Annotated in this window: 18 protein-coding genes; 5 read left to right on the top strand and 13 right to left on the bottom strand. The window is 63.6% G+C overall.

Annotated elements, in window-relative coordinates; all coding sequences use genetic code 11:
- Nucleotides 1-12 precede the first annotated feature (12 nt).
- From thiE to lepB, 6 genes are all read right to left on the bottom strand, one after another.
- Nucleotides 13-657: a thiamine phosphate synthase gene (gene thiE / locus ASH01S_RS02340; RefSeq protein ID WP_067922927.1), complete on the bottom strand. Its 645-nt coding sequence runs from the start codon at nt 655-657 to the stop codon at nt 13-15.
- Nucleotides 657-1,478: a hydroxyethylthiazole kinase gene (thiM, locus tag ASH01S_RS02335; protein WP_067922924.1), complete on the bottom strand. Its 822-nt coding sequence runs from the start codon at nt 1,476-1,478 to the stop codon at nt 657-659. Before thiM ends, thiE begins: the two co-directional genes overlap by 1 nt.
- Nucleotides 1,479-1,518: 40 nt before the next feature.
- A complete protein-coding gene (thiD, locus tag ASH01S_RS02330) occupies nt 1,519-2,439 on the bottom strand; it encodes a bifunctional hydroxymethylpyrimidine kinase/phosphomethylpyrimidine kinase (RefSeq protein ID WP_067922810.1) in 921 nt (306 codons plus the stop codon).
- Between the two features lie 17 nt (nt 2,440-2,456).
- On the bottom strand, nt 2,457-3,377 hold the full coding sequence (gene cysK, locus ASH01S_RS02325) for a cysteine synthase A (protein WP_067922800.1): 921 nt from the start codon (nt 3,375-3,377) through the stop codon (nt 2,457-2,459).
- 447 nt (nt 3,378-3,824) lie between these two features.
- The gene (gene argR / locus ASH01S_RS02320; RefSeq protein WP_067922797.1) at nt 3,825-4,268 is read right to left on the bottom strand and encodes an arginine repressor; all 444 of its coding nucleotides are present in this window, start codon (nt 4,266-4,268) and stop codon (nt 3,825-3,827) included.
- Between the two features lie 29 nt (nt 4,269-4,297).
- On the bottom strand, nt 4,298-4,852 hold the full coding sequence (gene lepB, locus ASH01S_RS02315) for a signal peptidase I (protein WP_083516744.1): 555 nt from the start codon (nt 4,850-4,852) through the stop codon (nt 4,298-4,300).
- 233 nt (nt 4,853-5,085) lie between these two features.
- Between lepB and ASH01S_RS02310 the strand changes: the two genes are divergently transcribed.
- Nucleotides 5,086-6,429 carry a DNA polymerase IV gene (locus ASH01S_RS02310; RefSeq protein WP_067922795.1) on the top strand — a complete coding sequence of 448 codons (1,344 nt, stop codon included), beginning with the start codon at nt 5,086-5,088 and terminating at the stop codon, nt 6,427-6,429.
- A gap of 150 nt (nt 6,430-6,579) precedes the next feature.
- Here the strand turns inward: ASH01S_RS02310 and ASH01S_RS18930 are convergent, their stop codons facing one another.
- The gene (locus ASH01S_RS18930; RefSeq protein ID WP_067922792.1) at nt 6,580-6,870 is read right to left on the bottom strand and encodes a hypothetical protein; all 291 of its coding nucleotides are present in this window, start codon (nt 6,868-6,870) and stop codon (nt 6,580-6,582) included.
- A gap of 181 nt (nt 6,871-7,051) precedes the next feature.
- Between ASH01S_RS18930 and ASH01S_RS02300 the strand changes: the two genes are divergently transcribed.
- Nucleotides 7,052-7,306, top strand: coding sequence for a DUF3243 domain-containing protein (locus ASH01S_RS02300; RefSeq protein WP_067922786.1), 255 nt, complete (start codon nt 7,052-7,054; stop codon nt 7,304-7,306).
- Nucleotides 7,307-7,415: 109 nt separating this feature from the next.
- On the opposite strand, the gene ASH01S_RS02295 is transcribed toward ASH01S_RS02300, so the two are convergent.
- On the bottom strand, nt 7,416-8,099 hold the full coding sequence (locus ASH01S_RS02295) for a metal-dependent hydrolase (RefSeq protein ID WP_067922783.1): 684 nt from the start codon (nt 8,097-8,099) through the stop codon (nt 7,416-7,418).
- A gap of 16 nt (nt 8,100-8,115) precedes the next feature.
- Nucleotides 8,116-8,487, bottom strand: coding sequence for a YlbF/YmcA family competence regulator (locus ASH01S_RS02290; RefSeq protein WP_067922778.1), 372 nt, complete (start codon nt 8,485-8,487; stop codon nt 8,116-8,118).
- Between the two features lie 180 nt (nt 8,488-8,667).
- Between ASH01S_RS02290 and ASH01S_RS02285 the strand changes: the two genes are divergently transcribed.
- Together ASH01S_RS02285 and ASH01S_RS18985 are read left to right on the top strand one after the other, a co-directional pair.
- Nucleotides 8,668-9,069 carry a globin domain-containing protein gene (locus tag ASH01S_RS02285; protein ID WP_067922775.1) on the top strand — a complete coding sequence of 134 codons (402 nt, stop codon included), beginning with the start codon at nt 8,668-8,670 and terminating at the stop codon, nt 9,067-9,069.
- A gap of 30 nt (nt 9,070-9,099) precedes the next feature.
- Nucleotides 9,100-9,567: a helix-turn-helix domain-containing protein gene (locus tag ASH01S_RS18985; protein ID WP_067922772.1), complete on the top strand. Its 468-nt coding sequence runs from the start codon at nt 9,100-9,102 to the stop codon at nt 9,565-9,567.
- Between the two features lie 33 nt (nt 9,568-9,600).
- On the opposite strand, the gene ASH01S_RS02275 is transcribed toward ASH01S_RS18985, so the two are convergent.
- From ASH01S_RS02275 to ASH01S_RS02265, 3 genes are all read right to left on the bottom strand, one after another.
- Nucleotides 9,601-10,077 carry a hypothetical protein gene (locus tag ASH01S_RS02275; protein ID WP_067922769.1) on the bottom strand — a complete coding sequence of 159 codons (477 nt, stop codon included), beginning with the start codon at nt 10,075-10,077 and terminating at the stop codon, nt 9,601-9,603.
- Nucleotides 10,078-10,252: 175 nt separating this feature from the next.
- Nucleotides 10,253-10,960 carry a 7-cyano-7-deazaguanine synthase QueC gene (queC, locus tag ASH01S_RS02270; protein ID WP_067922767.1) on the bottom strand — a complete coding sequence of 236 codons (708 nt, stop codon included), beginning with the start codon at nt 10,958-10,960 and terminating at the stop codon, nt 10,253-10,255.
- A complete protein-coding gene (locus ASH01S_RS02265) occupies nt 10,957-13,503 on the bottom strand; it encodes a transglycosylase domain-containing protein (RefSeq protein ID WP_067922764.1) in 2,547 nt (848 codons plus the stop codon). The genes queC and ASH01S_RS02265 overlap by 4 nt, the downstream gene beginning before the upstream one ends.
- 203 nt (nt 13,504-13,706) lie before the next feature.
- Between ASH01S_RS02265 and ASH01S_RS02260 the strand changes: the two genes are divergently transcribed.
- The gene (locus ASH01S_RS02260) at nt 13,707-15,125 is read left to right on the top strand and encodes a hypothetical protein (protein ID WP_067922762.1); all 1,419 of its coding nucleotides are present in this window, start codon (nt 13,707-13,709) and stop codon (nt 15,123-15,125) included.
- Between the two features lie 57 nt (nt 15,126-15,182).
- Here the strand turns inward: ASH01S_RS02260 and ASH01S_RS02255 are convergent, their stop codons facing one another.
- Nucleotides 15,183-16,382 (bottom strand): MFS transporter, encoded by a 1,200-nt coding sequence (locus tag ASH01S_RS02255; protein WP_067922918.1) that lies wholly within the window; start codon nt 16,380-16,382, stop codon nt 15,183-15,185.
- Nucleotides 16,383-16,534 lie beyond the last annotated feature (152 nt).

The raw sequence follows: 16,534 nt of genomic DNA, 5'->3' as shown, positions 1-16,534 counted from the left end.
GGACCGCATTCGTCACTTTCCTGACTTGCAGAACAGCGCAGCCAACTGCGCCGCGGCTTGATCCGGCTGCGGCGCGCTCATCACGGCAGACACCACCGCCAAACCGTCCGCTCCATGTTCCAACACCCGCGGAGCGTTTTGAATCTGGATGCCACCAATCGCCACCACCGGGATGCGCACCGCCTCCGCAATCTGGCACAGGCCGGCCAGTCCGGTGTAGCCGGCGTCGGGCTTGGACTGGGTGGGAAAGACCGCGCCCACTCCCAGGTAATCGGCGCCGTCCGCCTCAGCCTGGCGCGCCTCGTCCACGGTCTCGGCAGACACGCCAATCACCTTTTCCGGTCCCAGCAGCCGCCTGACATCGCGGCAGGGAATATCGTCTTGACCCACATGCACGCCGTCCGCGTTCACTACCATCGCTACGTCCACCCGGTCGTTGATAAAGAACAACGCGCCAGTCTCGTGCGCCAGCGCCCGCAAGGCCCGTCCCAGTTCGACAAAGCGGCGACCCAGCTCCTGCTTGCGGCGAAGCTGTATGGCGGTCGCGCCCCCGGCGAGAGCACTTCGCACCGTCTCGATGAGCGACCGCTCGTCTGGGCGTTCATCGGTGACCACATAGACACGCAGGCGCTTGGCCAGTTCCGATGCCGTTGCCATCACCCTTCCGCCCCCCAGACCCGCATGTGCGCCCGTGCGGCGACCACTTCCGGGTGCAGATGGTACAGCGCGTCAAATAGGGCCGCCTGGAACGTTCCCGGGCCCGCGGCCTGCGACGCGGCCAATTCCGCGGCCACATTGTACGCGGTCAGGGCGGCCGCCGCGGCCTGGGCCAGGTGCGTCCGTTCCGCGCCGCGGCCGGCCACCGCCGAAAACGCTCCGAGGATGCCCGTCGCCATGCAGCCAGAGCCCGTGATGGCCGCCAGCAGCGGGTGGCCGTTGTTCAACTCCCAAACCGTTTCGCCATCCGTGACATAATCCGTTTCACCAGTCGCCACCACCACACACTCGTGCGCGGCCGCGTACGATTTCATTGCCTCGGGCAGGTGGACGTCCGCCCCGGCAGAGTCGACCCCTTTGACCTCGCCGCCCGCACCCAACAGCACGCCTATCTCGCCCGCGTTGCCGCGCAGGATGTCGACATGGACTTCCGAGAGCACGCGGGCAGCCGCCGCGTCTCGAAACGGAGTCGCACCGACCCCGACCGGATCGAACACCACCGGCACCCCCGCCGCGTTGGCCGCCTGACCGGCGATACAGATGGAGTCGAGCACCGGGGTGTCCAAAGTGCCCATGTTGAGCGCCACAGCACCGGCCAGCCGCGCCATATCCGCCACCTCCTCACGAGCGTAGGCCATCACCGGCGAGGCACCGATGGCCAACAGCGCGTTGGCGACGATGTTGGTGACCACCCAGTTGGTGATGTTGTGCACCAGCGGACGCGCCTCGCGCACCCCATTGAGCCAGTAGGCTGTGTCCACAGACGAAGGTACTTGCCCAAGATCCACGAGAAACTCCTCCTCAGGTTTCATGTATCGCTGTCCACTCGCCGTTCTGCCACAGATATACATACCCGGCCGCCAGGCCGCGGAACGTGACTGTGGGGACCGAGTGGTCCGTCGGGCCGTGGCCGTGGCCTACATCCCAGTTCATGGCGCCATGGATGGCCCGATCGATGAACACCTTGGCGCCCGCCACCGCGTCGAGGATGTTGGCGCCCAGCGCCAGCGCGGCCGCGGCCGCTGAAGAGAAGGTGCAGCCGGTGCCGTGCGTCTTCTCGGTGCGCGCCCGCGGGGTCGCGAACAGAGTGTACCGGCTGCCATCGTAGAGTGTGTCCACGGCCAAGTCTGCAGCCAGTTCCGGCCATGGCGAGTCCTGCCAGAGGATGCCCGCGCCGTGCCCGCCCTTGATGACGACCGCCTGTGCCCGCCGGCACAGGAAAGCAGCCGCGTCCAGCACCCGCTGCCAGGTGTCGATGGGCCGACCGTACAACGTCTCCGCCTCCGGCAGGTTGGGCGTGACCAGAGTAGCGAGCGGCAGGAGCCGCGCCGTCAGCGTGGCCGCCGCGTCGTCGTCCATCAGCCTGGCGCCGCCCTTGGCGACCATCACCGGATCCACCACAATCGGCGCCGCCACCCCGGCCAACTCCTCAGCCACCGTCTCCATGATGTCTACGCTCCCGAGCATGCCGAGCTTCACTGCGTCCACGCCCAGGTCATCCAACACCGACCGTATCTGGGCCTGCACCAGGCTCTCATCCAGGTAAGCCACCGCCTGCACACCCAGGGTGTTCTGCGCTGTCACCGCGGTCAGGGCGGACATCCCGTATACGCCATACGCGGCGAACGTCTTCAAATCGGCCTGGATGCCCGCGCCGCCGCCGCTGTCCGAACCCGCAATCGTCAACGCCCGCACCACATGCCCGGCTGTCGTCTTTTTCATAGCCCTCCCCCTCGTCCTCAGGCGAACAAATCGGAAGACAGGTAGCGTTCACCCGTATCCGGCGCCAGGAACAGAACGCGCGCCTTTGGCGGCAGCTCGGCGGCAATCTTGACGGCAAAGTGCGCCGAAGCGGCTGCCGAGGCGCCGACGAAAATGCCCTCTTCGCGGGCCAGACGACGGGCCATGACCTGAGCCTGCTCATCCTCGATGTGCAAAAGTTCGTCGTAGATGTCCCGGTTGAGAATCTTCGGGATGAACCCTGGGCCCGTCCCCGGGATTTTATGCGGACCTGGCTGTCCCCCCGCCAACACGGGCGATCCGGCCGGCTCCACGACATAGATGCGCAGCCCCGGGATCTTCTCCTTGAGCACCTCGCCGGTGCCCGTCACGGTGCCGCCTGTGCCCGCCGTCAGAACAAAGGCGTCCAGCTTCCCCTCGAACGCCTCATAGATCTCCAGCGCTGTCGTCGTCCGATGAGCGTCCGGATTGGCCGGGTTCTCAAACTGCATAGGGATGAAGCTGTCGGGGATCTCCGCCGCCAACTGGTTGGCCACGTCAATCGCGCCCTGCATGCGCTGGGCCGCCGGCGTCAGGTGCACCTCGGCCCCGTACGCCCTGAGAATCTTGACCCGCTCGGCGGTGGCGTTATCCGGCATGGTGATGATGCAGCGGTATCCCTTGGCCGCGCACACCATGGCCAGCCCAATGCCCGTGTTGCCGGAGGTGGGTTCAATGACCGTGCTGCGGCCCGGTTGAATCCGTCCTGCCCGTTCCGCCACCTCTATCATGTTGAGCGCCGGGCGGTCTTTGACGCTGCCGCCTGGGTTAAACGATTCCAGCTTGACGTACACCTGGGCTCCCCGAGGGTTGGGGACTCGATTCAGTCTCACAATCGGCGTCTTGCCTACCAATTCCAAAATCGAGTGATGCAACGGCATGTGTACTTCGCCTCTTTCATACCTATCTGATGCCGGCGACTCCGGTCGGTCGGGGTTACACCGGACAAAACGTCAAGAACTACGATGGATCATGGACCGAGTGGGGCAGCAGGGTCGGTAACCCGATGGAGAGATGACAGATTCCTTCCCCGATTCATCGTCCATCGAACGGACCGCGCAGGCACAAAACGCCTCCCGGTTGTTTGAGCGGGTGTTCGCCGGCTTGGTGTGGCCGGGCTGTCTGGACGACGGCCCCATCCGCCCCTGGTGACAAAAAGACCCCCAGGTACCACAGAGGGGCTGTTCCCACCGTGCCGAGGGCACTGGGACGGCCCCTTGCCTCTGAATGGAGTGGCTCCCCAGAGCCCCCGTGACAGGAACCCTCCCCTGGGCCGTCTCCCGACAGGTTGCCTGCCGGCGGTGAAGAAAGGGGAACCGCACCCAGCCTCACCCGGCGGTAAATTCCTGCTCCAACCGCAGGGCGGAAGGCTCATCTTGGCAGATGAGCAAGAGCGTGTCATCGCCGGCGATGGTGCCAATCAGCCCGTCAATCGAAAGGGCATCCACCATGGCCGCAATCGCGTGTGCATTGCCGGGCATCACCCGGATCACGATCAGGTTTTGCGCCCGCCCCAAGGAGATGAATACGTCGGCCAGACGGCGCCGCAGGGTGTCGAGATTGACCGGCGGCGCGGCCGCGGGAATGGCATACTTGTAGCGGCCGTTGCTGCCAATCACCTTGATCAGCTGCAGTTCCTTGATGTCGCGCGACACAGTGGCCTGCGTGACATTGAAGCCGGATTCCTCCAGCCGGCGAATCAGCTCCTCTTGGGTTTCAATTTCGTACTGGCTGACGATTTCCCGAATCCGCAACTGGCGTTGTTCTTTCACTCATGTTTCCTCCTGCCTCATCGGCGGCATCAGTGAATCCTGTGCGCCTTGCCCGGCGGCCAGATGACCATATCCGCCCGCCCGACGATTGCCGATCTGGGTACGTACCGGTGCTGCCAGAAGCGGCTGTCATCCGAGACGTTGCGGTTATCTCCCATCATGAAGTATTCGCCAGCGGGCACTTTATAGGGACCGTAATCCCCCTTGGTCCCGCCGGGGGCAAGGTAAGGTTCGTGCAGCAGCTTGCCGTTGCGATAGACATGTCCATCGCGGACCACAATCGTGTCCCCCGGCATGCCGATGATGCGCTTGACAAAAATTTTCGAAGGATCGTCAGGCCAGTGGAACAGCACGACCTCTCCCTCGTACGGAGCGTGGAACTCGGTCGCGAGGTGATCCACGAGCATGTAGCAGGGATTGGGGATGGTGGGATACATGGACTCGGACGGGACTATCGCCACCCCGACAATCCATTTCTGGATGCCCCAAGCCACCAGACAACCGAGGGCGATGGGCCACACCCACTCCCAGGCCGTTCTCCACAGCGCCGGCCGACGCCCGGATTGACGTTCCGACAGATCCATGAGGTCACCTCGTCCACTAGACCATGCAGCCGCGACACGACAGGGGATGACTCGCTTCACGCTGCACAGGAATGGTAATACGTTAAGTATGACGGAAAATCCGCTGCGATGCCAGCCGCCGAAACCAGTCCCTAGGCAGAACCGATTCCCCCGCAACCACGAACACGTGTTCTACCCAGAGTCCGGTCGTGATACAATGAAAGGCAAACGAGCCAGCTTCGGAGGCATCCACGATGGCAGAACGGGACATCCTCCATATCGATATGAACGCCTTTTACTGCTCCTGCCACGCCGCGGCCGATCCGCACCGGTACCGGGGCAAACCGACAGCCGTGGCGGGGAGCCCGGAGACCCGTCACGGCGTCGTCGTCACGGCCAGTTACGAGGCGCGCAGGTTTGGGGTGCGCGCCACCATGACAGTGCCACAGGCGGTACGCGTGTGCCCATCCCTCATCTTAATTGAACCGGACTTCTCCCTCTACCGTGCGTACTCGCGCGAGGTGATGCGAATCGTGCGCGAGTACACACCCCTAGTCGAGGTATTCAGCATCGACGAGTGCTTCGCCGATGTGGGGGGCAGTGGCCAGTTTGGCAGCCCGACGGAGATTGCGCGGACCATCCAGCGGCGGCTCCAGCACGAGCTGGGACTACCGTGTTCCGTCGGGATTGGTTCCAACAAGTTTTTGGCGAAGATGGCGAGTGACCGAAAGAAGCCGATGGGAATCACAGAAATCCGTAGCGCCCACCTGCGCGACCGGTTGTGGCCGTTGTCGGTGGACGAGATGCTGGGGGTGGGGCGACGCACCGCCCAACGCTTGAAGGAGATGGGCCTGGCCACCATCGGCGATGTGGCGGCGTCGCGTCCGCACGTCCTGGAACGGCGGTTTGGCAAACGCGGAGTCGAATTGTGGCGCTTGTCAAACGGGATCGACGACCGCCCCGTCATACCGGTGCGCCCCCCGAACAAGAGCATCGGTCACTCCATCACGTTGCCGCAGGACGCCACTGACCGGGAAGAGGTGCAAACCATTCTGCTCAATCTCAGCGACCGTGTTGGGCGACGGCTGCGCCGCCACGGCGCCGTCGGACGGGCTGTGCAGGTCACCATCCGCTATGCCACCCGCGAGACCATCACGCGCGTCATGACCCTGGAGAGACCGACCGATGTGACAGAGGATGTGTACGCGGCAGCGTGCACACTGGTGCGCGCTCATTGGCAACCGTTCCGACCCATTCGACTACTCGGAGTCAGTGTGCAACAATTGGCGTACCCGGGCGAGGCGACTCCCGTGCAACTGCGTCTGTTCCCCGAGGCGGAGAGCGCCTGGGCGCCCCGTGGTTTCCTTCAAAGCGACTCAGTGGTGCAAAGCACCTCGCGGCGCTGGAAGCGTCTGGATAGGGTGATGGACAGGCTGCGCGATAAATACGGAGAGGACATCATCCTACGCGGGCGCATGCTGGCCGCCCATGCCAGCGGCGAGTTGCGCAACGAGAGGACCCGCGGCACTTCCCTGCAAAAGGATGTTCTGGATGCACCCAGGCCACCGGTGCCGCGTCGGCGTCAGGAGGTGGAGTGAACGTGCCGCTGCTGGGAGGGGCGCTGGCCCCGATACTGACGATTCTCGCCTGCCTGCTGGCAGCCGTGGTCATGGTCTGCTCACGCCGGCTGTAGCGCCGTCATCCGTCGTGCGCGTGGGGCAGCCGACAATGATCGACCGGCCGACCGCTCAAAGGGACCCACGCTCAAGCGAGCCCGACCTTGTCCGCTCCCTTTCGGGATAGATGTCCATCTCTTCCAACATGCGGACGCGCTCCCGGTCGGCGCCAAACACGAAGTACAGGTTGGCCGCGATGCCCAGCCCCAAAAACAAGATCCACACCAAGGCGAACGTCCCCGCCAGCCCCGGGTGCAACCCCGGCAGCCGAGGAATCCCATAGACGCCTAAGGCAACCAGGGCACCCGCGTAAACCATCGCCCGCCTGCGGCTGCTGGCGTCGGGGCGTGTATGCCTGCGCATCCTCATCCCTCCTCACGTCTTTGTCCAGCGCTATATTCCTATGCCGCATCGCCCTCCGGTATGCCCGCCTGACGCGCCGAGTACCAGCCAGCACGCCTGCAGGGGCAGCGCGTATACTCCGGTCGGGATTGCGGCACGCTGTCAATGAAGCGAACGACGTCAGAGGCAGGAGGGAAAACGCATGAGCGTTCTCGAGAATTTCGACCGGTGGCAAGAGTTTCTCGGCGATCAGGTGAACAAGGCGCACACGATGGGCATGTCCGAAGACCAGGTGACCGCGGTCGCCAAGAAAATGGGAGACTACCTGGCCAACAAGGTGGACCCTAAGAACGAGCAGGAGCGCCTGCTCAAGGACTTATGGGATGTGGGAGACGACCAGGACCGACAGGCTCTGGCGCGAATGATGATCCGGATGTCCGAGCACAAAGTCCACTGACCCGCGCGATGGTGCAAATCGGCGGCCGTCGGAAGAATCCCAGCGGCCGCCGTCCTTGCTGCAGGTGTGAAGTTCAGTGCGAATGGGCAGCATGCTGTACCCTTGTGAATTAGACCTCGATGCTCTCACCAGGCTTGAGAACCGCCCCGTTCAACCCCTTCTCCGCCAGCGAGCGCACGTATGCCTGCGCATCCTGGCGAATCAGGTCAAACGTGTTGTAGTGCATCGGGATCACCAGTCCGGCTTGGAGCCATTCCGCCGCGATGAGGGCGTCCTGTGGCCCCATCGTGAAGTTGTCGCCAATGGGCAGCGCAGCCACATCAATGCGGTTGAGTTCTCCCAGCAGCCGCATGTCGCCGAACAAGGCGGTGTCTCCGGCATGATACAACGTCTTTTCGCCCATCGTGAGCAAGAATCCGCAGGGATTGCCCGCATACAGCAGCTGGTCCCCGTCCTCCAGGGCAGAACCGTGGAAGGCCAGGGTCAGTTTCACGCGGCCGAAGTCGAAGGCGTGCGCCCCGCCCAAATGCATCGGGTGCACCCGGCAGCCCCGCCGTCCGTACAGGATGGCCAACTCATTGGGAGCCACAATGAGAGCGTCGTTGGCTTTCGCGATAGCCTCCGCGTCGGCCACGTGGTCAGCATGGCCGTGCGTGAGCAGGACCGCCTCGGCACGGATGTCCTCCGGTTTCGCCACCGCCGTCGGGTTGCCGGACAGGAACGGATCGATCACAACGGTGTGCCCGTCCGCTTCAACGACAAAACACGCCTGTCCATGAAAGGTCAGTTTCACATCAATCCCTCCCGCTTCACTCGTTTTCTTTGGTATCCCCAAGCCCTGGGTGCGGCAGGAGCGCATCCTCGACCACTTTGGACAAAATGTCCTGAATATCCATCAACATGACGGTCAATTGCCGCTCCGCCTCCAGGTACTCGCTGACATCGCGGTTGAGGCGGACAATCTCCGCCAGCCTCGCGAGGTTGTCTTTCTCCTCCTGGGAAAGCTCCTGGCCGTCGATGATTTTGGTCTGCAGCTCCCACTCGCGCAATCGAAAGTCCTGCAGCATATGTAAAGTCGATGGGTCCTGCTCGATACGCTCACGGGCGTCCTTGAGCCTTCGAAATACCTCGGAGTTGCGGATTTCCTTGGCTAATTCATGCGCCCTGTCGTACGGATTCATGGCCGACCTCCCATCTGACTCGTCGGCTGCACCTTGCAGATCCGACGCATCTAGTTCCAGTATAGCGAATTTGTGAGGACCGAACCATTCGCTATACTATGGAGTGTGAGCCGGCTTTACCGGTTTGCGAAAAAACGGCTCCACCCTGAAGGGCTTATCCGCAGAAAAGGAGTGTGCCACATGCGAGGGATTCCCAGTCCAGCCACCATCTACGAGATGATTGGCGGGGCGGACACGATTCGCGAGTTGGTCACGCATTTTTACGATTACGTGGCGCAAGACCCGGATTTACGCCCGATTTTCCCAGAGGATTTTACCGAGATTCGGGAGAAACAATACGCATTCTTGACCCAGTTTTTCGGCGGCCCGCAACTGTACAGCGAAACCTATGGCCCGCCGATGATGCGCGCCCGGCACCTGCCCCACCCGGTTACGCCGCGCCGCGCGAAGGCGTGGCTGAGCTGCATGGAGCGAGCCATGGATGACACAGGGATTACCGGGGATGCCCGCCAGTTCATGCTGCAGAGGCTCACACTGACTGCCCACCATATGGTCAATACCCCGGATGATGACGCCGAATAGAGGCAAACCCACTCGCGAAGGAGGAAAACCATGCCGCTGAGACTGGCCGAGTGGCGCAAGCAGAAAGGCTGGACACAGGCCCGTCTGGCCAAGGAAACGGGACTGTCGGCGAGCGCCGTGGCGATGTACGAAACCGGCCGCCGCACACCGGATGCGGGCGCGTTGGCCCGCTTGGCCGCGGCCTTGGGCGTGTCCATCTCCGACCTCACCGATGCTGGGGCGGACGCGGCGGCCAAGAAGGACGGCGTCCCGGCCGCGGGACCCACGGCGGATGCGCCGCCGGCCACATCCCACGCGTCGACGGCTGCGGAGGCGCCGCCCGGCGCTTGGTCGCCGACCACTGCCATCCCGCTGTCGGGCGAGGAGGCACGCATCGTTCTCTTCCTGCGCCTGCACCCGGAGGCGGTGCCGTTTCTCGTCGAATATGTGAGCGCGCCCGAGGAGCGTAGGCAACAACTGGAGAAAACCTGGCAGTTGATTCGAAACTTCCCCATCTGACCTTGCGGGGCTGTCCTCCCATGGGCCGCCGCCTTACAGTGCGCGCACTTTGCGCAGGCGTAAGGAACGGGCGAGATCGGCCGGAGCCGGAAAACGGACCTGCGGGCACAGGTCCACCCCGACGGAGCGGTACGCCTCGCACCAAAGCGTCGAACAGATGCGTGTGCGCGGCGGCTCCTGGAACGGCAGCACCAGGTGCAATAGGTAGCGTACCCCTTCCCAGGCAATCAACCAATAATCATAATCATAGCCGTACTCCCGCAGCACGTAGTCCCGGATGCCCGCACGTTGATCCTCGTTCAATTCGTCACAGGTGTACAGGTCGGCCAGACCCTTATACGCAGACAGCGGCAGATACCCGACGCGCCGCGAGGCACGGACCTCCATCAATTGGCCCGGGAGCACAACGCCTGCCACGTGGCTGTACGGGCTGTGGGTCACACGCTGAATGACCCGGTCAAACAGGTGCACCCCACGCAAAAAGACAAGGTCCGCGATGCGATAGTCCACCGGACCTCCACCTCCACGTCGCCGCTCGGAGCGGCGATGGCAGGCAGCCTGCCGCGTGCCGAAACCTGCGGCGTCCGCCCGCTCTCGTTTGCAGCATAGTGTTGCCGGATTTGGACTGTCCGCATGCGGACCCTGGGAAAAAGGAGCCACCGGTCCGACGAATCCGAGCGGGGTTTCAGGCCCGCACCCGATACGGAATCGGATCTTCAACCCCCGCCTCCGCGAACCCTTTCAAGCGCAGCCGGCAGCTGTCGCACTCGCCACACGCCACCTCCTGACCGTTGTAGCAGGAAGTGGTGAGCTCGTAGGGCACGCCAAGGCGCATACCCAAGCGGATGATCTCGGCCTTGGTCAAGTGCAAAAGCGGCGTCTCGATGCGTATGGGCCGACCCTCGACGCCCGCCTTGGTGCCCACACGGAGCACCTCTTGCACAGCCGAGATGAAGGCTGGGCGACAATCCGGATAGCCGCTGTAGTCGAGAGCGTTGACGCCGATGTATAGCGCCTCTGCTCCCTTGACCTCCGCGTACGAGGCGGCAATGGACAAAAAGATGAGGTTGCGCCCCGGAACGTACGTGATGGGGATCTCGTTCTCCGGGCTCACGCCTCCTGTCGGCACCGCCAGCGACCGGTCGGTCAAGGCGCTGCCGCCGAACTGGGAGAGAAAATCAAGCTGGACCACCCGGTGCTCCGCCACGCGGTAGTGGCGCGCCACCGCCTGCGCCTTCTCCAACTCAATCCGGTGGCGCTGCCCATAGTCGAAGGTAATGGGAAACAACTCGTACCCGGCGTCCTGCGCGATGCCCATGCAGGTCGTGCTGTCCAGACCGCCGCTCAAAATCACAACTGCGCGCAAGCTCGCGCCCCCTCTCCTCGGTTTCATCCTTTTGTGGAGTTGGTCCCGCCCGTCTTGGCCTCGCTGTTCGCACCGCTGCTCGGCTGAGTGTTACCGACGCCGCTGCCGGTATTGCTTCCGCCGCCCTGGACCGGCGGCACCGGGCCTCCCGTCGCTCCTTCGTTACCCGTCCCGACCGGGCCCGTGGGGACCGTGTTGTTGCCCGTGGAATTGGTGGGCGGGACCGCGCCCGTGGTGTTGTTGACGGAGTTGTTGGCGGTCGTGCTGCCCGTGCCGTTCTCCGGCGCCCCCGGAGTACCGGGGGCCATGGAATTTCCCTCACCAACCCCGTTGTTTGTCGAGTTCTCCGGCGGCGATGCCGGCGCCTCCACCCTGACCGTGAGGGAAGCCGGGCTGCCCACCTTCGATCCGCTGGCCGGATCGACCGCCTGGACGGTGTAGGTGTACGTCTGCCCTTCGCTGACGTTGGCATCGTAGAAGTTGAGGCTCGCCGTCTCGCCAATCTGGGTGGAGCTGGTGCCGCCGCCCGAACGCGAGATGATGAAGTTCACATCTCCGGTCAGGTCGGACTGCCAAGACAGCTCGACGCTGCCGCGCGTGGCGTCCCAGGACGCGTGCAACCCCTTCACGGCCGTTTTGGTCTGAGTGGAGGGCTGCGTCGATTCGCTGCCGGCCTGCGACAGGTCAAACTGCTCGGGCGTGCGTCCCTGCTCGGCCAGACGAATCACATCGCCGAAGATCTGCGAACACATATAAGACGGCTGGTCGCTGCTGAGCATGTGATATTCCGGCCCTGGGCCGTCGTAGTTCCATCCCATGTAGATGCTGCCGACCATGTTTGGTGTGTAGCCATCAAACCAGGCCAGGCGCACCCAATCCTGGTGGCCCCCGTTTTGCGACGAGTCGTACTGCACCGTTCCGGTCTTACCGGCCACTCCCCAGCCGGGAAGCTGGGCGCCGGTGCCGGTGCCGTAGCTGACCACGTCGGTCAAAAGGTCGGTCATGACTTGCGCGGTGCGCTCACTCATCACCCGCTTGGCGGCCGGGGCAAAATTGTAGATTTCGTCCCCGGATTGGTTGACAATGCGCCGGATCAGGTGCGCCTGCTCCATGACGCCGCCGTTGTCAAACGCCGAATAGGCCTGGGCCATCTGCATCGGCGTCACACCCTTCTGCATACCGCCGATGGCGATGCCCAGGTGTTGATGGTCGCTCTGCGTAAACTGCAGGCCCATGTTCTCCGCAAACTGGATTCCGTTGTCGATGCCAATCATCTGCAGCACCGTGCAGGCCGCCACGTTGGCCGAGTGGGCCAGCGCCCAGCGCACGGTCACACGGGATGGCATCGGCTCGTCGTTTCGCGGGTAAAACCCGTGGCCAAAGTCGTGCGGCTGGTTGTCCAGCACCGTGTTCGGGGTGATTTTGCCCTCTTCCAGTGCCGGGCCGTAGTCGAGCACCGGCTTGATGGAAGAGCCGGGCGAGCCATACTCGTACACCCGGTCGATCCCGTTCACCGCATTGGCCCCATGCCCCGTCGCGGCGCCCAGGATGCCGCCCGTCTTCGGGTCCACAAACACGGCGGCGGCGGGTACCGGTTGGCCATGGACAGCCGGTTCAAAGTGGTTGTTGTAGTTGTTGCTCTTATAGAACACAGTGTTCAAAGCCGATTGCACCTGCGGATCGATGGTCGTATAGACCTTCAACCCGCCCTGCGACAACAGGTCTTTGTCGATGCCGTTTTGCTCCGCGTAATCAAACAAGAACCGGGCCAACATCGGGTTTTTGTCCCAGATGTCGCCAGGCAGGTTGTGGAACGAGGCATTGATCTTCTGGGCCTCGACCCGCTTGGCCTCGGCCTCGCTGAGATTCCCGTACTTGACCATGTTCTCCAGCACCTGGTTGCGCCGCTTTTCGGCCGCCGCCTCGTGCGCAATCGGATCGTAGGCGCTGGGCGCCTGCAACAGCCCGGCCAAGGTCGCCGCCTGGTTGAGCGTCAGTTGATCCGGGTGCTTGGCCAGGTCCACCCCAAAGTAACGGATGGCCGCCTCGCGAATGCCGGTGGCTCCCTCGCCGAAGTACGCCCGGTTGAGGTACATGGCCAGAATCTCTTGCTTGCTGAAGTGGCGGTCAATCTGGACACCCAGGACAATCTGCTGAAACTTGCGTGAGAACGTCTTCTTATCCGTCAGATACACGATTTTCGCCAATTGTTCTTGAATCGTGCTGCCGCCCTGGGACAAACTCCCTGTCCACAGGTCCACAAACACCGCCCGCAACAGGCCCCGGACATCGATACTGGACCCCTGCCAATAGTTGCGGTCCTCGGTCGCCACCACGGCTTCCTGGAGATTTTGCGGGATGTCCTGATAGGAGATATCGTTGCTCCCCGGCGCGCTGATGGTGGCCAGCTGATGCCCGTCCTTGTCGTAGACCACCGTTGGGGTGGTATTCAGTTCCAGTTTCGATGCGTCAAACGGCATCAGTTCCACCAAAGCCACAAACACGCCGACAAAGATGACAACGATCGCCGCAAAGGCGATCACGATGCGTGCGATATACTTCCTTTTCATGGGTCCTCCGTCTCCTTCCCGGCCAGGTCTGATCCTGCGGCGAAGATTCCCTTTCCCTGACAGATGGCGTAAGGACTCAAGGATAGAGTACGTGGATTGGGCGTCAAAATCGAGGGGTCCTGGCGAGAAAAAGCGACGGTTTGACGACAAACCGGGCCTCACCCGGCCGTGGGCGCGCACATAGGCTGCTGGGGGTGATGGATATGACGCTCGCACACTGGGTCTACCTGTTGGGGGCGCTGGCTGTCGTGCTGACCATGGTTTTCCGCAAGAACCTGGTGGTGCCCAGCCTCATCTTCACGTTCTTGGCCGCGTGGGCCTATCAGGGCTCTCTGATTGCCGCCATGGAATCGATATTCAACGCCGACTTGTATGCGGCGACGCAGCTGTTCAACGTCTTCTTGATCATCTCCATTATGGTCGCCATGCTGCGGGCGGCCCACCACATCGGCGCCGACGTGTACATGGTGCGGCCGATTCAGAAGCTGATGCGAAACCCTCTGGTCGCCTACATCGTGTTGGTCCTCGCGACAGCGGCCATCTCTTTGTTCTTTTGGCCAACCCCGGCCATCCCACTGGTCGGCGCATTGCTCATCCCGGCGGCAGTGCGGGCCGGCCTCAGCCCGCTGGCGGCAGCCGCGGCGGTGGCCCTGGCTGGCCAGGGCATGGCCCTCGCCGGCGACGTGGTGATTCAGGGGGCACCGAGCATCACGGCCGGCGCCGCCGGCGTTCCGCTGACCCTGGTACTGGTCAAGGGCGGTATCCTCACCGGGGTCACAGGCGCCGTGGCGATCCCGCTGGCCTACCTGATGCAGCGCCAGGAAATCAGACAGTTCCGCCGACAGTCTGCCGAAGACCGGATGCAGGTAGCCGGCATGCTCGGCGACAGCCAATTGGAGATGGCCGCGACCTCCCAGGGAGGCCCAAGCCCACCGCTCGCCAGCTGCCGGGCTTTGGTGTTCGCCGTTGTCGTGCCGGTGTTTCTGGTCGCCGTGATGGCCGCCTTGTACGTGTTTCAGCTCAAGGGCAGTGATGCCACCGCCCTGCTTGGGGGAGTGGGAGCGCTTTTGTTGGTCATCCTCGGACTGGCCGGAGGAGGGCGCGGTATGGGGGGACTGGAGCGGGTGAGCCATCACCTGGTGGAAGGATTCACGTTCTCGTTCCGGGCCATGGGGCCGGTCATCCCCATTGCTGGCTTCTTCTACCTGGGCAGCCCCGACGGAGCAAAGGGGATTCTCGGCCAAGGAGCGCCCGGGTTTTTGTTTGACGCGGCGGTGCACGTCAGCCACGCTCTCCCGCCTGGCAGCGCGGTAGCCGCATTCGGCGTGCTCATTCTGGGGCTTGTCACAGGGCTGGACGGATCTGGCTTTGCAGGGTTGCCGTTGGTCGGCTCGGTTGCCGGCGCGCTGGCCCCCGGCCAGCCGCAGACCGCGTCGCTGCTGGGAGCGATTGGGCAGATGGGCTCGGTCTGGTCCGGGGGCGGCACGCTCATCGCCTGGTCGTCGCTCATCGCGGTGGCTGCCATGGCGGGTGTGAACGTCACCGAACTCGCCAAACGCAACCTGGTTCCCGTGCTGGCGGGTTTGGTGGTCAGCACGGTGGTGGGTCTTATCCTCTGGTAAGGCACCCTCACCCCTCCGCACGGGCGGAGCGGCCACCCACTTCCAGCCCGGTGCCGCTCAGGAGCGCGCCGAGCCGGCCGCCAAGGCCCGATCGCTGGGCAGAAGCGCAAACAACACCGCCGCCAGCGCCGGAAGGATGACGTACAGATGGATGATGAACTGCACCCCAAAATGGTCCGCCAGCCCGCCCATGAACGCGGCGCCCACGCCGGCGGCCCCGATGCCAAGGCCAATCACCAGTCCCGACGCCAACCCGATGCGCCCGGGCAGCAGCATCTGCCCGTAGACCACCGTGACGGCGAACGTGGCGAGCATACAAAAACCGAGCAGCGCCAGGTCCACTGCCGCCCAGATGCCGTGGGTGTGCGGCAGCAGCCAGGCAAACGGTACCGCCAAGAGTGTCGTCCCAACCATCAGCCACTTGCGGCCAAACCGGTCGGACAGAGGGCCGCCGCACAGCGTCGCCACCGCACCGGCGCCCAAGAACAAAAAGCTGTAGATTTCGCCCTGGTCGAGGGACATGTGCTGCTCCTCGTAGAAAAACGGCAGAAACGCGGGAATCCCCACCTGGGCCCAGGCGCGCGCGATGATGGCAACGGTCAGCAGCGCCATCGCCCACGGCCGGTCTTGCCCCGCCCGTGAGGCACGCGCGCCCGCCTGCCCGCGCGCGTTGGCCTTGTACCAAGGCACCAACCGGATCGTCAACAAGAACGCCAGCACGCCGATTACCAGAAACCACAGCAGCCCGTGGATGCCGGTGTAGGCGCGCAGAAGCGGCACGGCCAGCGGACCGAGCGCCTGCCCGGCGTTGCCGCCCACCTGGAAGATGGACTGGGCCGTGCCCTTGGCGCTTCCCGCCGCCAAGTGGGCACCGCGCGAAGCCTCTGGGTGAAACACGCCGGAACCGAGCCCGGACACCGCCACCGCCAGGAGCAACAGAGGATAGGATGGGGCGACCCCGGACAAGGACAGCCCCACGCCGACCAGCAGCAGGCCAAACGGCAAGAGCCAAGCCTGCGGGCGCCGGTCGGACAGGATGCCGAACAGCGGCTGCGATACCGAAGACGTGAGGTACGAGACCAGCACAACCAGTCCGGCTTGGGTGTAGCTCAGATGGAACGCCGACTTGTACAGGGGCATCAGGGCCGGCACGATACCGCTGGTCATCAGGTCGTTCATCAAGTGAGCACCGCTGAGCGTCCATACGCGCCCCTTCTGCAGAGGGGCGGACGACAGTGCAGCCAAAGGTGTGGACATCATCGTTCCCCTCCTCAGCGGCCGCCGATTCGTCCCACGACAGGGCGTGTGGACGAGGACAGGCCACCACCAGGTTTCTACCAGAATTCGAGACAAACTTGTATAATCGGTGTCGAAATCCAGTACGTGACCATTGTAAGGGGTTTGTTCGA

Origin of the sequence: Alicyclobacillus shizuokensis NBRC 103103, assembly GCF_001552255.1 — a bacterium.
Taxonomy (GTDB): domain Bacteria; phylum Bacillota; class Bacilli; order Alicyclobacillales; family Alicyclobacillaceae; genus Alicyclobacillus_G; species Alicyclobacillus_G shizuokensis.
The sequence above is the reverse complement of the archived record's forward strand: the minus strand, read 5'-3'. Positions and strand labels throughout refer to the sequence as shown.